General features: G+C 39.4%; 21 protein-coding genes and 1 pseudogene. 7 read left to right on the top strand and 15 right to left on the bottom strand.

What is annotated here, in order from left to right; genetic code table 11:
* Both T489_RS15220 and T489_RS0108655 read left to right on the top strand, forming a co-directional pair.
* Positions 1-274, top strand: a pseudogene (locus T489_RS15220) (transposase); the annotation flags it as partial.
* Between the two features lie 151 nt (positions 275-425).
* Positions 426-1,454 (top strand): bile acid:sodium symporter family protein, encoded by a 1,029-nt coding sequence (locus T489_RS0108655; protein WP_051621926.1) that lies wholly within the window; start codon positions 426-428, stop codon positions 1,452-1,454.
* Between the two features lie 226 nt (positions 1,455-1,680).
* On the opposite strand, the gene T489_RS0108650 is transcribed toward T489_RS0108655, so the two are convergent.
* The gene (locus T489_RS0108650) at positions 1,681-2,211 is read right to left on the bottom strand and encodes a hypothetical protein (protein ID WP_031579652.1); all 531 of its coding nucleotides are present in this window, start codon (positions 2,209-2,211) and stop codon (positions 1,681-1,683) included.
* Between the two features lie 535 nt (positions 2,212-2,746).
* On the opposite strand from T489_RS0108650, the gene T489_RS0108645 reads away from it, so the two are divergent.
* The 3 genes from T489_RS0108645 (at position 2,747) to T489_RS0108630 (ending at position 5,159) form a co-directional block, all read left to right on the top strand.
* Positions 2,747-3,493, top strand: a complete 747-nt coding sequence (locus tag T489_RS0108645; protein ID WP_031579651.1) for an alpha/beta fold hydrolase — start codon at positions 2,747-2,749, stop codon at positions 3,491-3,493.
* 736 nt (positions 3,494-4,229) lie between these two features.
* Entirely contained in the window at positions 4,230-4,478 is a 249-nt protein-coding gene (locus tag T489_RS0108635; RefSeq protein WP_031579650.1) for a hypothetical protein, read from the top strand.
* Positions 4,479-4,739: 261 nt separating this feature from the next.
* The gene (locus T489_RS0108630) at positions 4,740-5,159 is read left to right on the top strand and encodes a type II toxin-antitoxin system death-on-curing family toxin (RefSeq protein WP_198020448.1); all 420 of its coding nucleotides are present in this window, start codon (positions 4,740-4,742) and stop codon (positions 5,157-5,159) included.
* A gap of 214 nt (positions 5,160-5,373) precedes the next feature.
* Here the strand turns inward: T489_RS0108630 and T489_RS14370 are convergent, their stop codons facing one another.
* From T489_RS14370 to T489_RS0108570, 11 genes are all read right to left on the bottom strand, one after another.
* A complete protein-coding gene (locus tag T489_RS14370; RefSeq protein ID WP_051621925.1) occupies positions 5,374-6,144 on the bottom strand; it encodes an LbetaH domain-containing protein in 771 nt (256 codons plus the stop codon).
* Between the two features lie 350 nt (positions 6,145-6,494).
* Positions 6,495-6,713 carry a hypothetical protein gene (locus T489_RS14365; protein WP_157608160.1) on the bottom strand — a complete coding sequence of 73 codons (219 nt, stop codon included), beginning with the start codon at positions 6,711-6,713 and terminating at the stop codon, positions 6,495-6,497.
* 397 nt (positions 6,714-7,110) lie between these two features.
* A complete protein-coding gene (locus T489_RS0108610; RefSeq protein ID WP_031579647.1) occupies positions 7,111-8,007 on the bottom strand; it encodes a hypothetical protein in 897 nt (298 codons plus the stop codon).
* Between the two features lie 740 nt (positions 8,008-8,747).
* A complete protein-coding gene (locus T489_RS0108605) occupies positions 8,748-9,707 on the bottom strand; it encodes a TAXI family TRAP transporter solute-binding subunit (protein WP_031579646.1) in 960 nt (319 codons plus the stop codon).
* A gap of 395 nt (positions 9,708-10,102) precedes the next feature.
* Positions 10,103-10,609, bottom strand: a complete 507-nt coding sequence (locus T489_RS0108600; RefSeq protein WP_051621923.1) for a hypothetical protein — start codon at positions 10,607-10,609, stop codon at positions 10,103-10,105.
* Positions 10,610-10,888: 279 nt separating this feature from the next.
* Positions 10,889-11,071 (bottom strand): hypothetical protein, encoded by a 183-nt coding sequence (locus tag T489_RS0108595; protein WP_031579644.1) that lies wholly within the window; start codon positions 11,069-11,071, stop codon positions 10,889-10,891.
* Positions 11,072-11,362: 291 nt separating this feature from the next.
* On the bottom strand, positions 11,363-12,601 hold the full coding sequence (locus T489_RS0108590; protein WP_031579643.1) for a hypothetical protein: 1,239 nt from the start codon (positions 12,599-12,601) through the stop codon (positions 11,363-11,365).
* Positions 12,602-13,355: 754 nt separating this feature from the next.
* Entirely contained in the window at positions 13,356-14,765 is a 1,410-nt protein-coding gene (locus T489_RS0108585; protein ID WP_031579642.1) for a TolC family protein, read from the bottom strand.
* Positions 14,766-14,776: 11 nt separating this feature from the next.
* Positions 14,777-16,792: a MacB family efflux pump subunit gene (locus T489_RS0108580; RefSeq protein WP_051621928.1), complete on the bottom strand. Its 2,016-nt coding sequence runs from the start codon at positions 16,790-16,792 to the stop codon at positions 14,777-14,779.
* A gap of 43 nt (positions 16,793-16,835) precedes the next feature.
* Positions 16,836-18,020 (bottom strand): efflux RND transporter periplasmic adaptor subunit, encoded by a 1,185-nt coding sequence (locus T489_RS0108575; RefSeq protein ID WP_031579640.1) that lies wholly within the window; start codon positions 18,018-18,020, stop codon positions 16,836-16,838.
* A 677-nt stretch (positions 18,021-18,697) separates the two neighbouring features.
* Positions 18,698-19,768 carry a hypothetical protein gene (locus T489_RS0108570; RefSeq protein WP_031579638.1) on the bottom strand — a complete coding sequence of 357 codons (1,071 nt, stop codon included), beginning with the start codon at positions 19,766-19,768 and terminating at the stop codon, positions 18,698-18,700.
* Between the two features lie 459 nt (positions 19,769-20,227).
* Between T489_RS0108570 and T489_RS0108565 the strand changes: the two genes are divergently transcribed.
* On the top strand, positions 20,228-21,220 hold the full coding sequence (locus tag T489_RS0108565; RefSeq protein WP_255326990.1) for an ISL3 family transposase: 993 nt from the start codon (positions 20,228-20,230) through the stop codon (positions 21,218-21,220).
* A 54-nt stretch (positions 21,221-21,274) separates the two neighbouring features.
* On the opposite strand, the gene aepY is transcribed toward T489_RS0108565, so the two are convergent.
* From aepY to aepX, 3 genes are all read right to left on the bottom strand, one after another.
* Positions 21,275-22,387 (bottom strand): phosphonopyruvate decarboxylase, encoded by a 1,113-nt coding sequence (gene aepY, locus T489_RS0108560; protein ID WP_031579635.1) that lies wholly within the window; start codon positions 22,385-22,387, stop codon positions 21,275-21,277.
* Positions 22,377-23,525, bottom strand: coding sequence for a phosphonoacetaldehyde reductase (locus tag T489_RS0108555; RefSeq protein ID WP_051621922.1), 1,149 nt, complete (start codon positions 23,523-23,525; stop codon positions 22,377-22,379). The genes aepY and T489_RS0108555 overlap by 11 nt, the downstream gene beginning before the upstream one ends.
* 157 nt (positions 23,526-23,682) lie before the next feature.
* Positions 23,683-25,698 carry a phosphoenolpyruvate mutase gene (gene aepX, locus T489_RS0108550; RefSeq protein ID WP_031579633.1) on the bottom strand — a complete coding sequence of 672 codons (2,016 nt, stop codon included), beginning with the start codon at positions 25,696-25,698 and terminating at the stop codon, positions 23,683-23,685.
* Positions 25,699-26,122: 424 nt separating this feature from the next.
* Between aepX and T489_RS0108545 the strand changes: the two genes are divergently transcribed.
* Positions 26,123-26,494, top strand: a complete 372-nt coding sequence (locus T489_RS0108545; RefSeq protein WP_031579632.1) for a hypothetical protein — start codon at positions 26,123-26,125, stop codon at positions 26,492-26,494.
* Positions 26,495-26,796: the final 302 nt, after the last annotated feature.

Below are 26,796 nucleotides of genomic sequence, written 5' to 3'. Positions count from 1 at the left end.
ATACGGCGAAATGATGGATGATCTGTCATCCGCATGGAGAATGACTGATGCGCCTTTAAATGTACCGGCATCATCAGATGACGGATACTGGGTTCACACCCTCAATACAGTGATGGAAACATTAGAAAAATTGGGACTTTCAGTTCCTGCAGCAAAACCTGAACCAAAGAAAAGAGGAAGAAAGCCCAAGGTAAAAGAACAGTCCGAAACAACACCTCGTAGACCGAGGGGGAGACCAAGAAAGGTTATAGTTTCACAAAACACTGAAAATTAGAGGTATAGTCCGTAGAATTGTGAAACTTTTAATTGAATGTCTCATTAAAAGCTTTAAAATAGTAGGCAAACGTATTTAACACATCTTTATCGTTTATCCGCGCCCCCTATCAGCAGACAGTGCCGGAATAAACGAATAAACTGGAGCTTTTATGAGATTATTGGGTATATTAAGCCTTATAAGTGCTGTTCTTGCCAGATATACCGCAGTATTTGTTATCGGTGCAGGTGTACTGGCTTATTTCATTCCCTCCCTTTTTACCTGGGTATCAGGCTACAAACAGATTATCGTGCTGGCCGTAATCATGCTGGCAATGGGTGTAAGCCTCAAGGCTGAGGATTACAAAATCCTGGCAAAACACCCTTTTGATATCTGTATCGGTGCCGTGGCTCAGTTTACCATTATGCCTCTTACCGCCTTTGCGATTGCAAAACTCTTCAATCTGTCTGACGGTCTCACACTGGGGCTTATTCTGGTGGGAAGCTGTCCCGGCGGTGTATCTTCCAACATCATGAGTTATCTCTGCCGCGGTGACGTGGCCTATTCCGTCGGCATGACCACCGTATCCACCCTGCTGGCTCCGGTAATGACTCCGCTGCTTATCACCCTGCTGCTCAGTAAAGACGTCAGCATGGATCCCTGGTCAATGGTTAACTTCCTTATTATGGTGACCATTATTCCGGTAGGTCTCGGCTCTCTTTCCAACATTGCCTTCGGCAAAAAAAGGCTCTTTCAGGAAACAGTCAAACTTATGCCCGGAGTTGCGGTTATCGCCTTCTCTTTCATCGTCGGCGGAGTTATCGCGGTTCACGGTGAAAAATTCCTGGAATCAGGCCTTATTATCTTCGCCTGTATCTTCCTGCATAACGCCGTAGGATACGTACTGGGATATCTTGCAGCAATGCTCAACAGAATGAGTGTTGCCAAAAGACGTACTCTTTCAATTGAAGTCGGTGTACAGAACGCGGGGCTTGCCACCGGACTCAGCACCAAGTTCTTCCCTATGGTGCCTGAAGCCGCAATAGCCTCAGCAGTATCATGCGTATGGCACTCCGTCTCCGGAACCATTCTTGCCAACCTGTATCTTCTCATGGATAACCGCAGAGAGAAAAAGAACCGTGTGAATCCGGCAGCGGGTACTCAGGTGGTGCGTAAAGACAGAGAAATCAGCAGCCGATAACACCGGTTAAAGACTGCTGAATAGAAATACGGCAATTCAGACCGCATTACCGAAAAACAGGGATATGAGTTTAAAACTCATATCCCTTTGTTTTGCCTGAATCTGGAATAAAGCCTTTAATCATCCCTGAGAGCTGACTGTTCCGTATTCTGCCGGGGTTGAGATATTTCTTTACGAGGGAGAAGTAACAGGCAATTGTGACGGTGACGGGAACTGAAAACGCAACCTATTCCGGAATATAGTTCCATACTCCGAGTTCACCGTAATTATCGGCAAGATCCTCTTCAAGAGGAATGCCGCAGCTCCATCTCATCACCAGGCTTGAGGCATAGATTTCGTCATCTGTTTCCCTTTCGTCATAGGCAAGAAGTCCGGTGCTGTTATGGGCAATGGTTCTCAGAACGGAGATATTCTGTCTGATGAATTTCACCTGATCGGTGTAATCAGCGTTGGCCACCAGTTTAAAAAGACCGTTCATGGCATTGATGAACACCTGAATGTCATGAAGCTGATCCGTGGTAAACCACTGCCTTGCGGAATCTTCATCTGCTGATCTGATTTCAGTCCCGTCATTATCTTCGGAAGCATCATCGAGGAATACAAAACCGCTGTCTGATGATTCATCATCGTAAGCCGTCATGCTGAGGTCGTAAACAGCTTCATTACTTGCGTTTTCTTTAGAATTATCCCCTGCTGATTCATCCTGATTCCTCTCAGCAGCGGATACATCAGCTTTATTATTGTTTTCAGAACTCATGGCTTCTCACTTAACAGTTATTCTTTAAATATACATGCCGGTAGTTTAACGGCACAGGCAGATTGAGAATGTGTCGCAGACGACATATTCGCACGTTTGCATAAATAAAAATACAGCATGGCAATTGTGAAAAATAAAATTAACCGACATTTTTGCTGTAATCGTACGCGAAAAAAGTAAAAATTTCTGTTAACCACGAATTATTTTACCTTTTTGCACAACTTTACAGAAGACATGAGTACACATTTATTGAATGACCGGTAATCAGAAATAAAACATCTGCATAAGCAGATTTTTATAAACCTTGAAGGAACTGGTTATGACTCGTGACAACAGCAAATATTATGAATTTCAGGATCGAACTGCTTCATTGTGTTTCAGTTATCCTTTCGTTTTTTATTCGGCAGATAATGTATACAGGACTTCATTCTTGACGTTTTGAATATTCTTTAATAAAGTAACACCTGTCTGACGTTACATGTCGTCATCAGTTGAATATCAGTGCTCTGCAGAGGAACAAAAAGGATAACAGAATATGCTACAGATTGTTTTTTTACCCGGATTTCTGGGAACCGCCCATGAATTTCTGACCTTTGCAGACAAATTCTCCATAGGCGCGCAGATCATATCCCTGCCGGGGTCCGGATGCAGTGATGCCGAGGTGGATTTTACCAGCGTAAATGACTGGCTGGAGGAACAGCTTATAGGCCTGAAGGTAAAGGAATGCATCCTTTACGGATATTCCATGGGTGGCAGAATAGCAACCCATTATGCCCTTACCGCTGAACGTCCGAAGGTTAAGGTAAAGGGACTTATCCTTGAAAGCTCCTGTTTCGGCATTGCGGACAAGGCCGAGAGAAAAGAAAGATTCAGAAACGACAAAGTCTGGGCTGAAAAGTTTGCCTCAGGTCCGATGAAGGATGTGGTTACAGAATGGTATGGTCAGCCTGTTTTTGCGGATCTTGATGAAGAGGAAAAGGAAAAACTCATTCTGATGCGCTCACGCAATATCGGAGAAAGAATGGCCAGAACTCTTACCGGACTGAGCACAGGTAAAATGCCTTACCTTGGCAGTCTTATAAAGGATACAAACTTTCCGCTTCTCTATCTTTACGGCGAAAACGACGTAAAATACAGAGAGCTCGCCTTAAAGCTTGCCGAAGCCCGTAATCCCGCCATAACCGTAACCGGAATCAGCGGATGCGGACACAACATTCATATGAAAAAGCCAGAAGAAATAGTACTCGGCATCAGTCAGTATCTTGAGAAGAATTTTTCATAAAAAGGAATCCGTACTGAAAAAACAACCGTTTCTGAGGACACATACCTGAAACTTCTGCCGTTTCCGTATTCTCAGCACCTGCAGGAAAGTAATACGGCATGCCGGTGTACTTCTGCAGAATTACTGCCGTAATGCCCTCCTGAATTATCAGAAATATGCTCAGGTCTGCAGGTACGGATGCGGTGGAGGCTTCAGATGTTTTACCTTTTTATCAAATCAGAACAAATCCCTCAAAGATGCGGTTAAAACACCGGAAATTCCACCCTGCCTCACATCACACTTCTTAAAATTTTTTGACAAATGCCTTAAATAATAATGATTAATTAAACAATCATTTGAATCGCTCTGCAATTGATGTCATAAATTAATGCAGGGGTTCCATAGTCGGGACTGCGGTTATCTGTCTAGTCGTATCAGCCGGATAAGCGCCGTTGATTTTTAAAACCATAGAATGTTTACCTCAGGTTCCGGAAATACTCATCGAATGATGCATAAAACCGGAGCTGTGTCATCTGCCTGTTTCATCAGTCATCAGAACAACTTCAGTAAAAGTCATCCGTGAATTTTACCGTTACATATGATTAGAATCATGTCATGACGGCTGTAGTCCGATCCTTACAGGCTTGTTTCCGGAAGGTAATAATCTATGGTTTCAGGAGTTTTCTTTAGCCCTGTAGTTTAGAAAGCTCCGTATATTATCAGTCGTAAGACCGGAATAATATATCTGGAGAGGACCATGAGCGTAGTAACCTACCAGGACATTATGACTGAAGAAATGATTTACGGGTTCATTACAACCCTTAAACGTTTTCATCTTTCTGATGCCGAAATTGATTCAGTGATATCAGACATTCACCGGCTGGATTATTTTCCGAAAATGATCGTCGGTATTCCTGATGAGCTGAAAAGTCCTGAGATTATAAAAGCCATAGTCATGTCCATGGACATGAACTTCAGTATTTACAGGAACCTTACCAGAAAATAAATTACTGACGGCCGGCTACCCTTCATGTTCCGGTTATAAAACCGCAGGGACGAATGATTTTTAAGAACCGCAGGATTCCGTATTTCGATGATATGCGGTTCAGTAGTAATGATAATAATAATTAAGCAGCACGCGTAAATATCTGTATCACGTATGTCGGAGTTTTCTGTTCAGATATACGTTATGAGTATGCGTTAATAATAAAAACGGAGAGGACATCTGCCTGCATCATATCAGCGACGGATGTCAAAGGAGAGAAAAATGAAAAAGCTTCTTTCGGTGGATGAGCTGATAGGACTTAATAAATTCCTGTGCGGCTCTGAGCAGATAGAAATAAGAGACAGAAACATACTGGAAAACATTGTACAGAACTACGACTCCATAGATGAATCATCAGGCTATAACACCGGACTTGCAGCCATGATTCTCTACAGTATCCTGAGGGAACATCCCTTTGTATACAACAACAGGGAAACAGCGATTCTCGCTGCTACCACCACCATGATCATGAACGGATGCAGTATCCATGCAACTGATGACGAACTGCAGAATCTTGCCAGAAAAATTGAAATCTGTGAAATAAGCAGAGATGAGGCAAAAAACTGGATATACAACCATTATACCGTCCAGTCATGCGAACCGGGTTCGATTAATGAACACCTGGTCGCAACTGAAGCTTAACAGGCTTTAAACCCCGTCGTGATTATTTCGACAATATAATCCTTCTGTACTCAATATACCCTGGCAGGAAAAACAGAAAGCTTCATTCTGTTCCATGCAGTTTCTGAATGACCGGATCGGTAAAACCGAATATAAAAAATGCAGGAATGAATCAGAAGGATAATACTCATCTGATTACTCTGCATTGCTTAACTGTCTGACACCTGCTGACGGATTATTTTTTCTTCTTCTTTTCCTGTTCAAATCTGGTGATGGTTCTTTCATCCCAGTTCACGTTTTCACGGATAACCGCAGCCGGAGTTCCGGCTATTACACAGTTAGGCTTGAATCTTTTTTTGGTAACGAGAGAGCCTGCACCCACAATGCAGTCTGAAGGAATAATAACGTCTTTTCCCACAAAAACGTTCATACCTATCCATACATGATTTGCCACGTGAATTCCAAATACCGGCTTATTGATGGCAGCATCCGGATTATCCAGATCATAGATGGTATGTCCGTCTGATGCCCTGAGTTCGAGATTCAGTGCAGACAGAAATCTGTCGCCGACAAGAACCTCCAGATTCTTTTCATCGCCTGCATATACATTCATGTTTCCAACATTGCAGTTATCACCGAAGCAAATCGTTCCGTTTCGGTTACTCAGATTGATGTTCACTGAATGTCTGCTCTTGAAGGACCTGCCTAAATAAATAAGACCGTTCTCTCCCATGGTAACCGAACAGGCCTTAAGACACAGATCATCCCAGATTACGATGGCTGAATTCTTTCCACGGTAATTTATGCGGATACGGTATTCCTTTTCTGCGACTTCAGGCGTTATTACGTCACAGGAAACAGAATCATCAGCTCCGGCATGCAGAACAATAATATTGTTTCCCTGTTTGGTGAGATTATCGTCTCTGAACATTGGTGACAGTAATTTATTTTCTGTTAAAGGAAGATCCCTGATTTTCTGCCTAAAATCATTTACATTGAAAAGCATGACTTCTCCATCATAAACCGGTCTGTATTCAGCGTCACATGATACGACAGGGGTCAGAAACCGACTTACACCTGACCGTCGTATGCTTACCGCTATTTAACCGGAAATCTAAATTCTTTAGTATATTGCTGTACAAAAACCGCGATAATTATACTACACAAAGGAGAAATCAAGACTGTCATTCACGCAACAATTTGAGACAGATTATCATTCCATACGTTCTGTCCGGAATTATCCTTCAAAACATGATCAAAACGCTTAAATTTCCGACATTAGAATATTAATCTGTTTAGAAGGCGCAAACTGAACATTGGTGACAGTAATTTATTTTCTGTTAAAAGATTTTTATTCTATTCTTTTGTTCCATTGGCGGAGGTATCCTTGTCAGAAACAGCTTTGGTTGCCGATTTTAAGCAAATACCAAAATTCGTGTGACGTTCAAGGGAATTAAGTTCCTGCTTGATATAGTTCCAGGAATCAACATAATCTGAAGTCACAGAGAAATCAGATTCTGCAAGGAATTTGACAAAGCCATCAGTATCCTGTCTATACCGTCTCACAAATGCCACTGCATCTTTCTCCTTTTCTTCATCTGAAGAGTTTTGCTTGTTATGAAGTACATGATCCAGGTTGCAGGACATATAGTATAACTGATACGGAATATTCCATATCGTCTGAGTGGTTGATAACACATTGAGGCATCGACTCTTTGTCGAATTTCGCTCCCGTATTCCGTCAGCATTGGACGTACGTATCTCAGTTATAAAGATATCAGCATATTCAGGCTATATCTCATTTTCCATGAGGCAGGTTGTCTGTATTGTATATCTCGAGAGCATACTTTTGGTGGACTCCAAAGACAATGAAAAGAGCACTAGCAGAATTCGTTTTACAAAACACGAATCAGACTGTCTGAAAAGACATCACAAGCGTTTTTATTCATCGGGGGTAGTAAAGGAAAGCTAATCAGTAATCAGAACCGTCGATATTGCTGATTATCAGTGAAACGATATTGTCCATCTCATGGTCGTTGACCTTGGATGCCACGCGGTTGTACTCGGAATTTACCATCAGGGAAAGATCGTTGCTATCTTTGGTGTAGATTTCCCTTGAACCAAGACCTGATTCATCGAATGAATACATAATGGTACGGTAGACGTTATCCTCTTCAGGATTCATTACAGAAAAATCTGTAGATGAAACCATACCGAGAATTCTGTTGAAATTCTGTCGGCCTATAAGAGTCTGAATATTTGAAAGACTGTTAAGATACAGTGAATCATACTGTATTTCTGCTTCCGTGCTGTACCTGAAGCCCAGTTCTGAAACCGGGTATCTGAAAAATTCTTCAGTAAGACCGCTGGTTGAATAAGCGATTATGTAACCGTTGTCCAGAACATCAGGATTAACGGTTATATCACTCCATGCAAGAATATAGTATCCCAGGGAATCGGTAACACCTGCAGTGACTTCCCCTTCACACTTAAGATCATGGTCAGAATCAACGCATACGGTATATACACCCTGCGGTACCGGTATTTTTGATTCAGATTCCAGAAGATTATGATTGTGAAGACCGTTGATTTTTACCGGAATACTGTAGGACATGATATCCCTGTATCCGGTATCAGGAATGTATGACGGAATAACGGAACCGTGACAGGTACTGACGCTGGCAGTATCCATTACCTCGTCAGTCACTGTCTGAACGCCGTCAGACAAATTATCGTCATATGATAAAGTCTCATTTTCAGAAGATGCCAAAAGCTCTGCGTCAGCTGAAAATACTTCAGCACACATCAGTGACATCACGGCAGAAACTGCCATAATCAATGCTTTTGAGCCCTTTTTCTGAAAAATCATAACCTTAGCTTTAACCGTTGCGGGACATACATTTTCTGAATAAATTCCGACGTCCCGGAAAAAAACTGTGCATAAAACACATATACTTTAATGGAGTATATGGACATTATAGGGAACTGAAATCAATTTACCCTAGCCAAGTTCACAGTTTGAAACATACATAGCTAAAAAAATAACGGAAACAGAATAATTTTGTTTAAAAAACACTCAATACTGATTACATACGGGGAATAAGAAGACTTAATGAAGGCAGTTATCGATTACGGCAGACAGGATGTAACTGAAACAGAATAAAAAAAGCTCCCGATACGGCATCGGGAGCCAAACTTGGACAAAAATAACTTTAGTTGAGGACCAAGGAAATAAATGTCCTTAACCAATAAAGTCATAGAATAGATTTGTCTATTGCTACGGTGGGAATAATACACATAAAACGTTTTCAGAAAATCACTATTAATCACATTTTTACAACATCTGCTTAACATTTTATTTAAACAGACAAATAATAAACACCTGTCAATGATTAGTGGTGATTCATTCTTTACTCGAAAGGTTTTGCAGATAACGGCTCTCGTAAAAGCCTGTCAATTCGGGATGTTTTGCCACTAAGTACAGCAATCTTCCTCAGACACAAAAAAAACATCTGACTTATATCCGGAAAATAAATCAGATGTTTTTACTTTTTGACTGCATCAGAATGCTGAAAACCGGTCATCAGTTCATACTGTAATGAACACTGATTATTCAGTTCTCACTCTGATGTTCTTGGTACGGTAATACCTTGCAGCTCCGCTGTGGAACGGAATGGAAACGCCGTCAACGGCATTTTTTTCATTAAGTTCTTCAGTTACCGGAATAATCCCCCTGAAGGTTGTAGCGTGCCTGAACAGATTTTCGGTAATACTCTGAACGCTGTCAGATGAAAGTCTGCGGCTTGCAATAAGCAGTGTTTTAATCCCCACGGTCTGAACCGGCATAATCTGACCTTTGTACGATCCTGGAGGAATGACCGTTTTGGTATAAAAACCGTAGTTATCTATAACTTCCCCTGCTTCGTGGTCATCAACTGATAAAAATCTGATTGGTGTTTCTTCCGCAAGCTTTACCAGTAAAGGCATGCCCACGCCTGCAGTCACAAACATGGCATCGATATCACCGTTTTTAAGACTCTCTGTTGCAGTCTGATAATTGAGATTTACGGACTCGGTATTGTATCCGGCAATACCATAGGCACTCAGAATCTGCTTGGCATTCTGTTCGGTACCTGAATGAAGTTCGCCGATGCTCACCTTCTTTCCGAGCAGTTCGTTGATATGATGGATATTGCTTTCCTCTCTTACCACTATATGACAGGCTTCTGCATACAGAGCTCCAACTGCCGCAAAGTCATCCAGACGGAAACCGCCCTTAAAGGCCCCTACCGCATGGTACGCATCATTGCTGACGTCGTTCTGAGCCAGAGCCAGCTGAATATCTCCGGTGTTTATGTTGCGGACATTGGCGGCCGAACCGGCAGAAGAAAGAACAGCCACCTTGAAATCTCCGGTTCTTTCAAGATTGCTTTTTATAACCTTGCCGACTTCCATATACTTGCTGTTTTCGCCGGCGGTACCTATTTTTATATCCTCTGAACCGCAGCCTGAAAGAGCAAAAACCGACAGAAGCGTGGCTGTAAAGACTGATAAAAATGTTTTTTTCATGGCAAAACACCCATAACTTAACGGAGATTCAACTCATTACGGATACTGTGCAACTCCGTCAGGACAGACCTTTCGCAACGGATCGTCACGAAAAGAAATATTAAACTTTCCGTGTCTTCCCTTTAAAAGGAAAAACAGATAACCCTACTGACATTTTATAATTTTATCAGTCTGATTAATATGAAGCAGTCCGTATTTCAGAAATAAACCTGAGATTCGGAGCAATTACGGTAACCCGGAAACCTTTAGCTTAAGTCACGATTAAGAGTGAACCTGAAAGCATCAGTTATATTATAGAGGTCTCAGGAAACGGATTCAGAAATATAAATCTCTGCAGATAAATCCTGAATTTCTGAATCCTTTACGATGATTATCAGAGTCCTGATACCGATAAGCTAGACATTATCATGTCTGTTGCTGATGTCAGCAAAAAGATCCGCATTTCTGAATACTGCTTCCAGATGATTAGGACTGAAACGCCATCCGTCCTCGGAATCCTCAAGAGCGTTAAAGCACCACTCGGAACAGAAGTATCTGTTCTTTTTCTGTCTGAATCCCAGAACAACACCTAAAGCTCCGCGTAAGTCGTACTTCTTCCCTTTGGTCTTTTCATAATAAGCCTTAATCTTTTCCTCATCGGTAAAATTAAGCTTACAGAGCAGCCACTGTTCAGGATTATCCACGCTGATTTCCTTTACGCGGACACCGCCGTCACGCGGACTTGAACTGTAGCACTCATAAACCGTGGCAACGGAACCGTCTTCCCTGGTTACGTCCTTCTTTACCGCAAGTTCAACATGAGAGTATTCACCTTTGGTAAAAAGCCTTATGGCTCCGTCTACCATACGATCGTAAAAAGAAGGCCCCGTACCTTTATAAAACGCCAAATAAATTTCTGCCAAAATACCGCTCTCCTCTGTCTGATATCTTATATGGGCATAATGTTCCCGTACATGTTCTTCATGCGGTCACATGCCCGTGCCTCATGATTTAATACTAATCTGAACCTCATCCGGGTTAACCTTAAACATCCGGCAAACATTCACGGAATATAATTATCTTATAAACCGACGCACCTTTTATAACACATAGATAAATCAGACAGAAACTTTAAGATACAGTTTATGCATAAATATTGATTTACACAGCGAATTTGAGATATTTCAGCATCTAAAACAGATTCAGTGATGTTGCTCCATTTCAGCTTCCATCATATCTTTGATGGTACTGCCTAAAAGATCCCTAAGAGCAGCCTGTATGTCGGCTACGGTTTCGATATTATATTCCTGAAGAAGCTGTTTGATAATCTGATGCTTCCCTTCAGTCATCTGGATCCTGTGGACGGACTTTTTTTCTTTAACCATAATGCAAAACTCCTGATTATATAAGTTAAATTATATCTCAGGAATTTTTCTGACATTTTTAGCTATATGTAATTTACAGAGTTTGGTTCACACGCCCTAAAAATCTCTTTGTTTTTCATATTTTAGGGAAGCATTATTCAACAAATGTTTAACATACCTTTAGCCATCTATCGTTTATAATTTCCACGATTCTTCGTGTTAAGAAAAAGCTTTTTTACTAATTAGAAAAGTAATCACATACTCAGTACAATATATTTTTGAAAATTTTATTACTTATAGCCTATCTGTTAACTAATTTCCATTTTGAAAAATACCCAAATTGCTAGTTATATCTTGAAACCAAACATGATACTCATCCACAGGTATTGGATCCTTGAAAATATTAACCCAATTATGATTTTCATCAATGTATGAATTGGAATTTTTTACATATGTGTATATTTTACTCATATCTAAACTTTTTGTTGTTTTACTTATGCGTATGCTAGGACGCACCTTGTTTTTAAAGTTATTTACCCTTAAGTACACCTTTTCATTGAAAAAAATATCTACAACTCCATCTTCCCTTCTTTTAAGAATAATTTTAGAAGTCTCAGGAGTACACGCAAGAATAGAACATATAACTTTATTTTTAAAATCCAAGTCATTAGTCTGATTCATCATGTCAATGAAATAATTAACACTAGAAATTCTCCTTTCTTCACAGTCTTCCCAAAAATACTTGCTGAGATAACTACAGAAATTCACATCCGGCTGAACGTTATGGGGTTCTATATTATCCATTGAAACGATTATTAAGTAGAAATTTTCACTCAATTTATTCAAACCCAACTTATAACTGTAGTTGATGTATTCACAAAATGCATCCATTTGTTTCTTATCTGAATTACAGGCAATATTACTAAATATGACAAATTTAGTTGAGTTATTTTTACTTATTCTATATAGATTTAACCGGTCTTTAATATCTGGCAAGGCATCATTATTGAAAATTTCTGTTTTTTCCTTAAAAATATTAAACCGAGATTCATCTAAAAAAAGTTTTACGTCCAACTGAGGACAAAGAGCAATACACTTTGCCCCATGAAGCTCATTAGATAAATATATACATCCAAAGCCACCATTTGATGAAGATATGAAAGTTATATCCTCATTATTAAGATTGTAGTGCTCTTTTAATTTTTCTATGATGTTTTTTATATAAGATAAACAATTCTTTTCTGGATTACCAAAATAAAAACTAGGGGAAAATTTTATAATGTCTCTAGTTGGGTCATCAAAAAAAATTTTCATTCCATCAAATCTGTCATGCCAACTAATACGGTGAAATAAAGGATAAATATCTCTCTGAATTCCTACAGCACTTAAAAAAACATATAATTTAGTTGTATTATTGTAAATGAAAAATGATTTTAATATTGTTTCATCAAAAATAAAATCATTATTACCAATCTTAATATTATCAATGTAATCAACATTATTACAGTGAATAATATTACTAGATTCTTTCAGTAGTGTTTTAAAATTCAATTCATTCTCCAAATAGTAATTACGTGACCTAACTTTTCTACTTAATTATATGGAATAAAAGCATAATCCTTGTATTTTAGGAGCTCTAGAATACATGCTGTAGAATGGTCGTACAAGCCTCCACATTGATTCTAACTTATACTTTCACCCTTTGCCAATAATTTGCTTTTCTGTAGGACATAATCTGTGATTATCACAATTGACTGTAGGCACACTGCACTGAAGAAAGAAGATTAGAGCAGCTCTCAATCCATAACAGCATTTTAAACAGTATGATCTGACGTTCCACAGTTGAATTTCAACAATTGTTTGATCAATATTAGATCAAACAATTACAAAATTTATGACACACATCATGTATTTTGTATATATAACTATTAATTGTACAATTTTCTACTGCGGAATGTCGGTATGATCGATACACAGCTACACTGATAAGTTATACACCTCAAGGGAGCATTTAAGGGAAAAATATCCAAGTCTTATTCTGTTTTCCGCACAATTAAAAACAATTTGAAGAATTTCTTAGTGATTCATTCTACTGTTTGCAGTTTCACTGGTAATTTGGTTAATCACAGAATTATTGAGAATGTGGTTATTGAAAAAGGACATAATGCAGAGCCCCAAATATCTAGAGTAAAAAATCACGAAGTTCGTCTGAACAGGAATACGTTAGTTGTATTTTATTGATTTTTTTGGGAGCGGGCTCAATAATAAACCGCAGGAGCCCTGCGGTTCATTTCAAAGATTTAAGTTAAAGTCCGCCTAAAGCCTTGGCAAAGACCACGGTATCGTTGAGAGAATTCTGCATTGATTTGCATACTGCAAGATCCGTTGCACGACGGGATTTTCTGGATTCGAGATAATCCTTGAGAGACACGGAACCCGCTTCATATCTGTCACGATACAGAGCTTCCGTCTTTTTGTTGAGTTCAAGCTTTTCTCTGCTGTTGCTTAACTGAATATTGTCATTTTCAATATTGTTAAGAGCCTGATAAACCTCACCGAGTGCCTTGTAATACGTGGTAACGAAATTCATTTCCGCACTGTCGCGGTTAAGCTCCTGAAGATCAATCTGCAGGGAATTCTTGTAGTAGTTTATGAATGGCAGAGCCAGATTTGCCAGAATCGAAGCTACCGGATTTTCAAAGAACTGTACCAGTTCGGATGAGGAACCTGCTGAAAGCCCCGCTGTCAGACTGAATCTCGGATACATGTCAAGTCTTGCCGCATCCTTTGAGGCCAGAGCTGATTTTACCGAAGCTTCGGCTGATGCCACGTCAGGTCTGATTCTTAAAAGATCACTGCCCAGACCTGCACGTACGGCCGGAACCTTCAGATCAGCAAGAGATTCCGCAGTAACCACCTCAGCAGTAGGAACCTTGTTTAACAGCATATTCATTGCTGAAATGCTGTTCTTGAGATTGTTGTTCTGCTCGGCAAGCGTCGTACGAACCTCAATAAGATCAGTCTTTGCCTGAAGAAGTTCCAGTTCTGAAATGTAGCCGCTGTCGAATCGGGTCTTCATGATGGAATAAGTCTTTTCACTGTCCTGAAGATTGTTTTCACTGAGACGGATTGCATCCTTGTAGTAGACAATCTGCCAGTATACTGAAGCCACGGATGCTGAAACACTGAGTCTTGCCGCGCGTGCGTCAAAGGTCTTGGCTTCAACATTATAGGATGCAGCCTTGCTTTCGGCAGACAGTCTGCCGAAAAGATCCAGTTCATAGCTAACCTTGAGCGAGCTGTCTGACGAACGGTTGGAGACACCGGTCTTAAGAGGCTTGGATATGCCGCTGCTGAGACTTGCGTTGAGATCCGGAATCAGATCGGCATCGGTGATATCTGCCTGAACCATGGCCTTTCTGACATTAATCAGAGCCTGATAGTAGTCATTGTTGTTGGCAAGAGCCTCTTCGATGAGAGCAGTAAGCTTTTCATCATCAAAACGAACCCAGTAGCTGTCGGTTACGGTAAATTCATTTTCGGAAGCAGTGCCTGATGCTTCGGCAACAGTCCCTGACGTTTCACCGCCTACGGCTCCGTTCACGAAAACATATTCGTCAAGTTCCGGACGCTGATAATCGGAGTGAAGCATGGTGCAACCGCTTAAAATTACTCCGGCAATACAGGCTGAGAGAATACTCTTATTTAAAATCATTGTTTCAACTCCTATTCACGTGCCAGTGCATCAATCGGGTTAAGCTTTGCCGCATTCTTTGCAGGAAGATATCCGAACAGCATACCGATAAGGGATGAGCAGACTACCGCCGCTATGATGGACGTAACTGAAAATTCCATTTTAATGCTCTGCACGAACATTCCGAAAACCACTCCGATGCCGTATGAACAGATTACCCCGCATCCGCCGCCGATAAGACATACCAGCACGGCTTCAATAAGGAACTGCTGCAGGATGTCGCTCTGTCTGGCACCTACCGCCATACGGATACCGATTTCCTTGGTACGTTCGGTAACTGACACCAGCATGATGTTCATTACCCCGATACCGCCTACGATCAGGGAAATAACCGCAATGGCACTGATTAAATAGGTAAATGTATCAGTGGTTGAGGTAATGGTCTTAAGAATGGTATCAGAACTGTTGGTGAAGAAATCCTTGGTTCCGTGTCTTAAGGTCAGTACATGTTCAATGGCTTCCTGGGCCACGGCATTAGGAACGTTATCCTTTACTCTGATGGTCATGGATCCCAGGTATTTTTCATTCACGATACGACTCATGGCGGAGGTATACGGAATGTAGATGTTAAGGGAATCCTGACTGTCAAACGGAGAATCTGAAGCCTTGAGAACACCGATAACCACGCATGGAACCTTGCCTACCATAAGAGTTTTGCCGATTGGATTCTCATAGGCAAAGAATCTCTTTCTGGTGTTCTCATCGATAACCGCAACCTGAGCCAGACTGTCAACGTCCTGCTTGGTAAAAAGATGGCCGTTTGCTATCTCGTAGCCCTTTACCCTGAAGAACTGCTCACTTACGCCTGCTACCTTGGCATTTGCGGAAATGTCATGATACTGAGTCAGAAGCGAACTCTGACGGTTCGGAGTAATGGCGTCGGTAAACACCTGCTGTTCCAGAACCTTCATGTCCTGTACGGTCAGAGTCTCAATCTTACCTGATCTGATATCCCCGAAATCCTTGCCCGGGAATACGGAAATTGTGTTGGTACCGATGGAATTGATGTCGCTTACCACCTTGTTGCTGGCGCCTTTACCGAGAGCCACCACACTGACCACAGCCATGATGCCGATGATAATGCCGAGCATGGTAAGAAGAGTTCTCATCTTATGGGAAATCATGGCGATAAAAGCCATTTTAAAAGCTTCTCTGAAGCGGTCCACGTAGGCACGCATCTGCAGAAGGAATCCCGCCTTAAGAACCACCCTGTCCTCTTCCGCCAGCTGATGACGTTCAAGACTGACCTTGTCGTTCTTGTAATCGGCAATGATTTCACCGTCCTTGATTTCGATGATTCGACCGGCGTTGGCCGCAATCTTCGGATCGTGGGTAACCAGTATTACGGTATGGCCTGAGGCATTGAGATCCTTCAGGATCTTCATTACTTCCTCACCGCTGTGAGAATCAAGCGCACCTGTAGGTTCGTCCGCGAGAATCACCTGTCCGCCGTTCATCAGGGCGCGGGCAATACTCACGCGCTGCTGCTGACCGCCGGAAAGTTCGCTTGGCAGATGTTCCTTTCTTTCTTCGAGCCCGAGTCTCTTTAAAAGATCATTGGCTCTATCCACGCGCTTGTCACTCTTGATGCCCGCATAAATTGCCGGAATTTCCACATTGCCGGTGGCATTGAGATGACCAAGCAGATGATAACGCTGAAAGATAAAACCGAAGTAATCTCTTCTGAGACCTGCCAGTTCGTCTGAATCAAGATCCGAGGTTTTTCTGCCTTCGATGTAGTATTCACCGGTGGTAGGCTTGTCAAGACAGCCCAGAATATTCATAAGTGTTGATTTACCGGAACCTGACTGACCGATGATGGCCACCATTTCTCCGGCATAGATTTTAAGATCAATACCGTGCAGGATTTCCACGGTTTCGGTTCCGAGACCGAAACTGCGGGTTACGCCATGAACCTCGAGGAGTGGCTTTTCCGATGTACTGCCGGCTGATTCCGCTACCTGAGCGTTGTTAATGTTATTATCCATTGACATGATAATATCCCCTTAAACAGCTGTAAGCACACTTATCCTAGAGACGAGGACCGCGACGTCTTGAATTGCCGGCTGCCATTGACGCAGCTTCCGCAGATGCAACATCGGAACCGATGATGATTTCATCCTTTTCGGTGATGCCGTCCACGATTTCATAGTTAATGTTGTCCTTGCGACCTACCGTAACCACTCTTTCTTCAGCCTTGCCGTTGGCACCCTTAACGTAAACCATGTACTTGCTGTTTCCGAGATTCTTGTTGAGCACGGCAATAGGCAGATACAGTACATCCTTGCTTTCACCGAGAATAATGGTGACTTCGGCGGTCATGGACTTGCGGAGAATGCCTTCGCTGTTGTCCACGTCGAGCAGAGCGTTATAGTAGATTGCCTGGCTGGAACTTGAAGAGCTTGCGCTTGATGATGAGCTTGAGCTTTCTGATTCAGTGGCAGGTTCAATGTCTCTGAAGGTGCTGACAAATTTTCTGTCAGGGAGACCTAAAATGGTGAAATATGAATTCATGCCCGGTTTAACCTTAACCACGTCAGCTTCTGAAATTTCAGCTTCCACGGTCATGGTTTCGAGATCCGCAATCTTAACGATTGTAGGAGCACTCTGAGTGGAAACCACGGTCTGACCTTCTTCGGTAACGATACCGATTACCACACCGTCACGCGGAGCTGTGATTTTAGTGTAGCCTAAATTGGTTTCTGCGGTTGAAACGCTGATCTTAGCCTTTTCAATATTGGCATCACATGATTCGAGCTTGGCTCTGGTCTGGGCAAGATTGGCTTCCGCCTTTTCAAGATCGGCATCTGAAGTGGCATTGCCTTTCTTCATCTTGAGCTGACGGTTGTACTCAAGTTCCTGCTGCTTCAGAAGAGCTTCTGTCTGCTTCTTGTCAGCCTGAACGATACGAAGTTCAGCCTTGGCACTTGATAAGCTGTTCAGCTGAGTACGAGGGTCGATTTCAGCAATCATGTCCCCTTTCTTTACCTTGTCACCAAGCTTTACGTACAGCTTCTGTATCTGACCGTTCACCTGGGCACCGACTTCAACCTCGTTGCGCCCTACCAGAGTTCCGGATGCAAGTACGGTTTCAACAACGTCACCGCGAGAGGCATGTATGGTCATATACTGCAGTTCCTTCTCTCCTCCGAACTTGTAGTATGCGAATCCGCCTACGGCACCGGCTATCAGTAAAGCTATGAGTAATTTTTTCATGATCACGTCCAATATCAGTTGTATGAATCAGTTTTATAATTTCTGTTTAACTGTTCAGGTCTAGATTTGTTTTAATATTCAGAGTTGCATATCCTCAGGAAGCTGAATTCTTTTTGGATCTGTGTCCGCTTTTTTGGCCGCTTTATCTTTCTGGTTTTAAATTAGTCCGTTTTCAGGTTATCAGGCCTTTAACTTCGTAATACTTTTTTGTACAGACTTTTAGAACCAGATTATCAATGATTCAATCTTTATAATCAGAATTGAAAATCTGTACGATTTAAAGTTCAGAAAACAGCCAAAAAGGCTAAAAGATCAGCAACTTTCAGGATATTTTTATTCTTAAGCTTATTGTATCCTAAAAAGTCTGGTGAAACTGTTACATTTTGTTTCAAAGGGTAACAGAACATGGAAATAATACGAGGAATATTAAGATTTTTATTCTGGCTGGTGTAAAGGTGTAGACTTAACGCTCAATAATCATACAAAAGCTTCCTGTGTAACACGTTTTCATGCATTCATACAATTATGTTTGTCAGAAATTCAGAACATACTACTTTTTCTTATTACCCTAAAATAAAGATGATGACGAGCTTTTTATATGCAATAATCCCTCATCCTTTGCACACAATTACAAAAACCGTGTACCTCCCCGGATTCAGGTATTATTGCACGTTGTTTTACTTATTCTTCTCAATAAAATTTAGTTTCGATAAACAAGACTTATGCTGAGATAAAAACCACTCACGCTGTCGCCATATGCAGCTGATGTTTTTAATCAGAAAGAAATCAAAATCCGTTAATTCTGAGCCTTCTGAAATTTTTTGCGCAATATATATAACGTAACTGAATATTAATTGATCCCCCTGAGCGTTATGACCGCCAATACAGCTATACATCCATAATGCAAAATTTTTATAATTATTGAGTCCAAAATGAAATTTACTGATACCAAGTTCCTTCATTAACGGAAATAACTGAAGTGTACAATCATCCCTGCATTGAAGATTTTGGATAATAAAGAAACGGTTTGTGCTATTTTTAATCCTGTTTTTTATAATTTCTATTGTCTGATTTCTTTTAAAGTCATCTCTGGTTAGCAAATTGATTCCAGTAATTTCACTGAAAGTCTTACCGTAAAAAAAATTGCTTAGTATAATTTGAGGGTTGATGGCTATATGAGTAGTCTCAGAAAAATACATTGCCATCTGTAACGAAACGTATCCGCCACCGGAAGAACCAAAGAAAAACAATTTCTTATTACTTATACTAAGCAACGATTGAATTTTTTTTATTATATCGGCACAAAGTTTAATCGCTGATTCATTTTCATCACCGTAATACCACCCAAGACAAAGATCATTAAACTTATAAAACATTGGATCAGCAATATTTAATACAATTGAATCTACAAATTTATGGTATGACCACCTCTTGAATACAGGTAACCTGTCTTTCTTAAGATCTCGGGCTCCAGAAAAAATAACAAACATTGAATCGCCGGTTTCTTCTGAATTCGGCATATTAATTAAACATTCAAAATGGTAATTACTGTAATCAATGGAAAAACGATCATGCAGGCAATCTCGTTTCAACTGCTCTAAATGATATGATGGACAGTTTTCATTATCTATGGAGTATCCGGGATCTTTTAATTTGTTGTATGAAAAATCAATCTGTTTTACACAAGACTCATACCCATCATCAATATTCACGTCGGTTAAAGAATTGTATATTTTGTTGTAATTCATATAAGTTACCTAGAAATTGCTTTATAAAAATGGCTCTTCACGGAATTGTTGGGAATGTAAATATTGAAGAAGGGGCAAAAGTATTCTAGTATTTAATACCACACAAAAACAAATAGAGATACTTTATGCCCCTTCAGACGTATGATACACAGATAAACTCAGTCTGCCAACCATTTACTTTAGTTTCAACCAGTTCCGATCCCAAAACCTTAAAATCCGTTTATTCTTTCGAAAGCAACCGCCAGACGTCGGACGTGATATGTCCTTTTTGCAGAAAAAAGAATGTATATGCTCATGCCAGACACTCAACTGAAATTAAGGATTTTCCGGATCATCCTAAACACCGGCTAAGTCTGGTTTTTCACTATCACGGATACAAGTGTAGAGAATGCGGACAATATTTTACAGAGGACATACCTGAAAAGATTCCGCATGCCAGAATAACCTGTCGTTAGAAGCCTGTTATCCAAAAACATGTCTGTTTCTGCTGTTGTGGAAATTACCGGTATCCATTGGGAAACAGTTAAGAAAATCCATCAGGGAATCATGGATGAATTTCTTAAAAAACGGAAAGAGGAGCGCCTGCGTTCCGGATATAAACCGACATACCTTGCGGTTGATGAATTTGCCATACACAAAGGCCACAGTTACGCTACCTGTGTAATGGATCTTGAAACCGGAGAAATCCTTTGGGTTGGGAAAGGCCGAGGAATGGAGGATTTCAGAAAATTCTTTGAAGAGTACGACAAGGAACAGTTGAGGAACGTAAAAGCATTTGCCATGGACATGAATGCTTCATTTAACCGTCTGGTTGAGAAATATATGCCGAATACTGAGATTGTCTATGATCGTTATCATATGCAGGCACAATATGGAAAGGATGTTTTAGGTTCCGTCAGACTGGAAGAAGCCAGAAGGCATCAGGACAAAGCCCGAGAATTCAAAAAACAGGTTAAAACTGTTAAAGATAAAGAAGTCCTGAGGGAACTTAAACAGAATATTCGGGATGAAAGTCAGCGGTACACCAGACTGAAAAGAGCCCGCTGGTCCTTGTTAACCGACAGCCGGAATCTTAGTGAAGCAGGAGAAGAATTCTTAAATGAAATTCTTAATACGCACAATGATCTTGCCACCTGTTATGCCATGAAAGAAGAAATGAACCGTCTCTTTGAATTACGAGACAAAGAAGAAGCCTACTACGGATGGATGAAATGGTTTATGGCAGCGAAGGAAAGTGGAATACCGCAACTTCAGAAATTTGCAGAGTTGAAGGAGCGGCGTCTGATAGGATTGGTAGCTCACGCTACTCATCCTATCAGCACCGGAAAATTAGAGGGTATGAACAATAAAATTAAAGTGGCTAAAAGAATTGCATACGGCTACAGAGATGAGGACTATTTCTTTACTCTAATTCGATACCAGTCCTCTCTCGGATTCCCAACAATTCCGTGAAGAGCCACATTTTTAGCTACATGTAATTTACAGAATTTGGTTCACACGCTCAAATTACAGAGCATTCATAAAGTTTTCTTTGTTTTCCTTTGCTGTTGTGGTTGGTCGACCAAGATCAGCTCTTGCCCCCATAGAAGCCTTAACTTCTATAAATGTAAGCTTTTTATTGGATATTACTTCTTTAAGAATATTATTAAGATCATCAAGATTATTAGCTTGATAACATTTATTGTATCCACAAGCTCTAGCTATATCTAATAAATGCAATTTCTTCGTATTTGTAGGCATTCCTCCAACAGTCTCATGAGCTTCATTATTAATTACTATGTGAACTATATTTTCTGGTTCATAGTTACCAATGCAAGTTAGAGCCCCCATATGCATAAGCAATGCACCATCTCCATCTATACACCATACTCTTTTTTCTGGCTTATTAATTGCAATTCCTAAAGCAATTGAAGACGAGTGTCCCATAGAACCAACTGTAAGGAAATCATGCTGATGTCCTTGCTTAAATTTTTCACGAAGCTCAAATAATTCTCGACTTGCTTTTCCTGTAGTAGACACAATAGGATCTTCACCAGTATATTTGATGATAGTTTCAATAATTGATTCTCTTGATGCTTCGTAGTTGTTAGAGTAAGAAACCTTTGTATCATTAGTTAACGCACCCTTCTTAATAACAAAGGCTACACTCTTACCTGTTTTAAGAATAGTCTTAAACTCTGACATTTTCTCAGAAATTTCTGCATCAGTTGTATTTTTATCAATTACAAAATATACAATATTCATTAAATCGAGGAGTTTACAGGTAATCATTCCCTGATATACATGTTGCGGTTCATCATGAATACCTGGTTCACCTCTCCAGCCTATCACATAGATAGCAGGTATACCATAAACATGTTCATCCATAAGTGAGGCCATAGGGTTTACTGCATTTCCTTCCCCACTATTCTGCATGTATACAACAGGATATTTCTTAGTAGCAAGATGATACCCCGCTGCAAGAGCTACAGCATTACCTTCATTAGCTGCCACAATATGGTGATGTGGGTCGGTTCCATATTTAGAAATAAGATAGTCACACAGACTTTTTAACTGTGAATCTGGAACACCGGTAAAAAAATCACTTTCTAAAGTGCTTACAAAGTTTTCAATTTTCATAGAATTCTCTCATTACATTTTTATAAATTTCAACAATATCATCTTTTGAAAAAGAAACAGGATGGTTTTTAAGCCTTTCAACATTTACAGATTTGGATAAATCATCAATAGTTACACTTGAGATCAACTTAAATTTTTTTGTAATCAACGATTTTAATAATTTATTAAACAATTCAAGTCCTTCACTAATGTCTTGACCACCAAACAATCTAGATAGAGAAATCAACTTATCTATAAGATTCTTATTATTAGAATACTCAGCTTTTTCAATTGTCTTCTTCCAGACATGTTTAAGACACATCGCAACCGCATATCCATGAGGAATATTAAATTCTGAGGTCAATTTGTAGCTCAATGCATGACCTGCTGTTGTTTTTGAAATATTTATAGCTCTTCCTGCAGTATAAGAAGCCCAAAGCATTTTTTCATAACATTTTTCATTATTATTGAAATAGCCATCAAAGTTTCTTAATAGATTATTTAATGCCTCTACAGAATACTCAATACTCTCTTCTGTTGCATTAATAGACCAATAGGATTCTATTGAATGCGAAAGTGCATCAAGAAAAGTAGATTGCTTTTGAACGGATGGTAATGAATCAAGCACGCAAGGTGAAAAAACAACAGCTGTTGGTCTCAAACATAGCGCTGAAATTGAGTATTTCTTATAATTAAAATACATAACAGCAAAATGGGTAGCTTCGGCACCGGAACCTGCTGTAGTCGGCATGCAAATTAGAGGGACATTACTAACTTTCACCAATTTATTAAAATCAGGGGAATAAGAAACATCGCAATCAGGTAAATCATTTTTCTGCACATTACAAAATGCCTTTATACACTTTGCTATGTCGATAGCACTGCCTCCCCCTACAGCCATAATGACATCAGACTTAGCATTAATAAAAGTATTAATACCTTTTAAAACATCTTCGTATTTAGGGTTGGGGGAAAAATCACTAAATCTAACAACTTCAATGTTGAAAGAAGACTTTAACGAATTCAGATATAGCTCCACAGGAAAATTTTTAATTGATTTTCCGCAAACAACAAATAGTGATCGAGTACCATTATTTTTTAGATAATCACTTAACTCACTGTATTCGTTTCTGTCACTAAAAATTAACTGATCATGCATTTGGAATATATATTTTTTAATGTATTATAATTTATTAAAAACAAATAAAAGTATTGCGCTGCATGTAAGATAACTACACCACAGCCCAATACTTTCTAGCATCAGTCGAGTCTTTCAAAATAAGAGTTCTTATCCTGAAATGAAAGACAGATTGTAGTTACTTTTCCGGAATCAACCTAATAATGTCCTTGAACGGCATTAACATAGAGTCGCATTCTTGCGCTCTGTGGTTTTCCAAAATCATTTTCGCAGCATTCTGAATAGCAGGAACTGTTGCTCTCATTAGTTGATTTGCATAAATAACAACATTAACACCTCTCTGCTTAAATTCTTCTTCAGTAACAGAGTTGAATGATGTAGGAACAACTACTAAAAAAGTGGCTTTATTTTTTTCTCTAAACTTTTCAACAAATTCAAAAATTTCTGCAGGGTCTTTTTTTCTGCTGTGAATCATTATCGCATCAGCACCAGCTTCTGAGAATGCAAAAGCTCTAGTTAACGCATCATCCATTCCTTGTTCAAGAATCAGACTTTCAATTCTTGCACATATCATGAAATCACTAGTTTTTTGTGCTGATTTACCAGCCTTAATCTTTTCACAAAAGTTTTCAATTGTATCTTGAGTCTGTTTTACTTCAGTTCCAAACAACGAGTTCTTTTTAAGTCCAGTCTTATCTTCAACGATAATCATAGACACACCCATTCTTTCCAAAGTTCTTACTGTGTATACAAAATGTTCTTTTATACCACCTGTGTCACCATCAAAAATTATAGGCTTTGTTGTGACTTCCATCAAATCATCAATTGTTCTGAATCTAGATGTCATATCAACTAGCTCAATATCTGGTTTTCCCTTAGCTGTTGAATCACATAATGAAGAAACCCACATAGCATCAAACTGATGAGCACCACCATTCTGATAAACAACAGTATCTTCAACAATTAGACCTGTTAAACCATCATGGGCTTCCATAGCCGTAATTAATCCTTTTAAATTAATCTCTTTTTTTAATCTTCCACGACGCACATCTGGCATAGATAAGTCCAATCTTGTTCTCTGCTCAATTTGCTGATATTTGTCAGAAACAGAGTAAGGAAATTCAATTAATTGCCCACCATAAGATGCTAACACATCGACTACCTCGTCCCTTATAGGCTTCTGAAAACCAGTCTTCCAATCATCTCCATGTACAACATAATCAGGTTTATACTTAAGAAGATTGTCTTTATAACTAAGTGACGACTGAGAAACAACCTCAGATACTGAAGCTAAATTTTCAAACATCATTTTTCTCTCTTCGAATGGAAGAAGAGGAAATCTTTTATATGATGAAATAACATCATCCGTTAATAAACCTATTATAACCTTGCCATATTGTGCTGCTTTATTAATGAGTGTGATATGACCGCTATGCAAAATATCAGTAGAAAATGATAGGTAAACTTTTTTATTCATAATAGACTCTAATAAACTCGAAACAATTACTAAATCCTCGTATGTATCAATCTCTTTGCAGAGAGCATTACATACATCGAATGGGTGTAGATCAATTTGAGATGATATATTGTTGAACGCAACCTCTGCGTAGCATTTTGTCTTTTGGGACTCCCCACTTTCGCAAAAGCTAACAACTTCAGTTAACCAAACTTTCAAATCGTCCTTTTTCAAAAAATAAACTGGTTGACATGCTAATGCATTATCAAAAAACTCAATGCCAATCTTTGATACTCTGTCATTATTGATTACGGCTTTAAAATCTTTTTCCGGTATTTTCTCTGAGGAGGAAACAACTACACAACTGTCTTGTCTGTCTACCATAGCACTCAAGATTCTATCTTCACATACAATGTCGCCATGCAAAACAAGAAGATCGTCATCAAGAAATTCGCGCGCTAAATATACTGAGTAAATGTAATTTGTTGTACTGTATTCTTTATTATTAACGAATGTAATCTCTATAGGTAAATCTAGTGATGTAATATACTTTTCTAATATTTCAGAATTGTAGCCTGTAGTAATTACTACATCTCTTACACCTAGTTTTACTAATTGAGAAAGCTGGCGAGAAATAATTGAAGTATTGTTTGATATATTCAACATACTTTTGTGGCTATTCTTAACCAGATCTCCTAACCTTGAGCCCAAGCCAGAATTTAATATTAGTGCTTTCATCTATAATTGCTCTACATAATACATGATCAACAATATCACTACAAAATTACATGCAAAATATACAAAGTATTACTTATCAAATACCAGTGACGTTTGATTTTTCTGCATTTTTTGTAGTTCTCATAAAAATAACAGATTTGTTGATTTTAACATGAATTATATTTGTTTAACCAAAATAATTAATAAATTTAACACCTATCACAATAAAAACGATTTCATCTAATCTTTTTCTTATATGGTCAATAACAGCAGATTAAATTATATTCATAACTTTATAAATTGAGGTGGCTTCAAAGAATTATCAGGAAAGTATACAGCCCCAATCAGGTCTGTGATACCTAGACAAACTTTATGTGCAAACTATTAACTACCTATTCTTTGAAGATGTAGTTACATATATACATGTAGCTATATAGGCAAAATTATGGCTATTATTGATGCTCCCGCTCTTCCTCCACTGTTGTTCAACAGAAATGGCAAATACACATATGTCTGTTCCTACGAAAATGTATGGGATTCTGAACGTTACATGTCGGTCAGAGTTAAAGGAAAAACCTTGACTGTGGGTAAGATTACGGGAGGAGAGCTTACAGGAACAATCGAATGGACCGAGAAGTTTTTGAGCCAGTATCCAATCCTCGAAAAGCTTAAAACAACAAGGGTAATTGATAAGGTAAAATCAAAAGGCAGATTTACCCGTTACAAACTTGAGTTTTCACAGGCTGACGATATGGATGACAATTCTCTGTTCATAAGAAGAGCAACATCTCTTAAGGTACTTCTTAACTTTTCATGAAAGACAATATGAAACGACCTCCACGAATGAATGCAAATCGTGGATTTACCGTGTAAACTGTAGATGTTGAAAAAACAGAAACGGATTTACCGCATACATTGAATGAATTTACTACATACATTGAATGAAGGTCGTTATGAATAAGATAATATATATTGGAATGGATGTCCACTCTTCTAACTTTACTTTGTGCTCTTTTGAACCAGGTTATGGCATGTCTGAAGATAAAATATTCGGTCAGGTGCAGTTTAAGGATGACCTGATTAAAAATACCGAGAAGTATATCTGTAATCTGAAATCAC

Source organism: Ruminobacter sp. RM87 (genome assembly GCF_000701925.1).
In the GTDB taxonomy this organism is placed as follows: domain Bacteria; phylum Pseudomonadota; class Gammaproteobacteria; order Enterobacterales; family Succinivibrionaceae; genus Ruminobacter; species Ruminobacter amylophilus.
The sequence above is the reverse complement of the archived record's forward strand: the minus strand, read 5'-3'. Positions and strand labels throughout refer to the sequence as shown.

What these genes read in the sequence shown, in the direction of transcription:
- T489_RS0108595 (WP_031579644.1), bottom strand. Translation starts at nt 11,071, where the DNA reads ATGGTTAAAGAAAAAAAGTCCGTCCACAGGATCCAGATGACTGAAGGG.
- T489_RS0108585 (WP_031579642.1), bottom strand. Translation starts at nt 14,765, where the DNA reads ATGATTTTAAATAAGAGTATTCTCTCAGCCTGTATTGCCGGAGTAATT.
- T489_RS0108655 (WP_051621926.1), top strand. Translation starts at nt 426, where the DNA reads ATGAGATTATTGGGTATATTAAGCCTTATAAGTGCTGTTCTTGCCAGA.
- T489_RS0108630 (WP_198020448.1), top strand. Translation starts at nt 4,740, where the DNA reads ATGAAAAAGCTTCTTTCGGTGGATGAGCTGATAGGACTTAATAAATTC.
- aepY (WP_031579635.1), bottom strand. Translation starts at nt 22,387, where the DNA reads ATGAAAATTGAAAACTTTGTAAGCACTTTAGAAAGTGATTTTTTTACC.
- T489_RS0108650 (WP_031579652.1), bottom strand. Translation starts at nt 2,211, where the DNA reads ATGAGTTCTGAAAACAATAATAAAGCTGATGTATCCGCTGCTGAGAGG.
- aepX (WP_031579633.1), bottom strand. Translation starts at nt 25,698, where the DNA reads ATGAAAGCACTAATATTAAATTCTGGCTTGGGCTCAAGGTTAGGAGAT.
- T489_RS0108570 (WP_031579638.1), bottom strand. Translation starts at nt 19,768, where the DNA reads ATGAATTACAACAAAATATACAATTCTTTAACCGACGTGAATATTGAT.
- T489_RS0108545 (WP_031579632.1), top strand. Translation starts at nt 26,123, where the DNA reads ATGGCTATTATTGATGCTCCCGCTCTTCCTCCACTGTTGTTCAACAGA.
- T489_RS0108575 (WP_031579640.1), bottom strand. Translation starts at nt 18,020, where the DNA reads ATGAAAAAATTACTCATAGCTTTACTGATAGCCGGTGCCGTAGGCGGA.
- T489_RS0108555 (WP_051621922.1), bottom strand. Translation starts at nt 23,525, where the DNA reads ATGCATGATCAGTTAATTTTTAGTGACAGAAACGAATACAGTGAGTTA.
- T489_RS0108605 (WP_031579646.1), bottom strand. Translation starts at nt 9,707, where the DNA reads ATGAAAAAAACATTTTTATCAGTCTTTACAGCCACGCTTCTGTCGGTT.
- T489_RS0108645 (WP_031579651.1), top strand. Translation starts at nt 2,747, where the DNA reads ATGCTACAGATTGTTTTTTTACCCGGATTTCTGGGAACCGCCCATGAA.
- T489_RS0108635 (WP_031579650.1), top strand. Translation starts at nt 4,230, where the DNA reads ATGAGCGTAGTAACCTACCAGGACATTATGACTGAAGAAATGATTTAC.
- T489_RS0108610 (WP_031579647.1), bottom strand. Translation starts at nt 8,007, where the DNA reads ATGATTTTTCAGAAAAAGGGCTCAAAAGCATTGATTATGGCAGTTTCT.
- T489_RS0108580 (WP_051621928.1), bottom strand. Translation starts at nt 16,792, where the DNA reads ATGGATAATAACATTAACAACGCTCAGGTAGCGGAATCAGCCGGCAGT.
- T489_RS14370 (WP_051621925.1), bottom strand. Translation starts at nt 6,144, where the DNA reads ATGCTTTTCAATGTAAATGATTTTAGGCAGAAAATCAGGGATCTTCCT.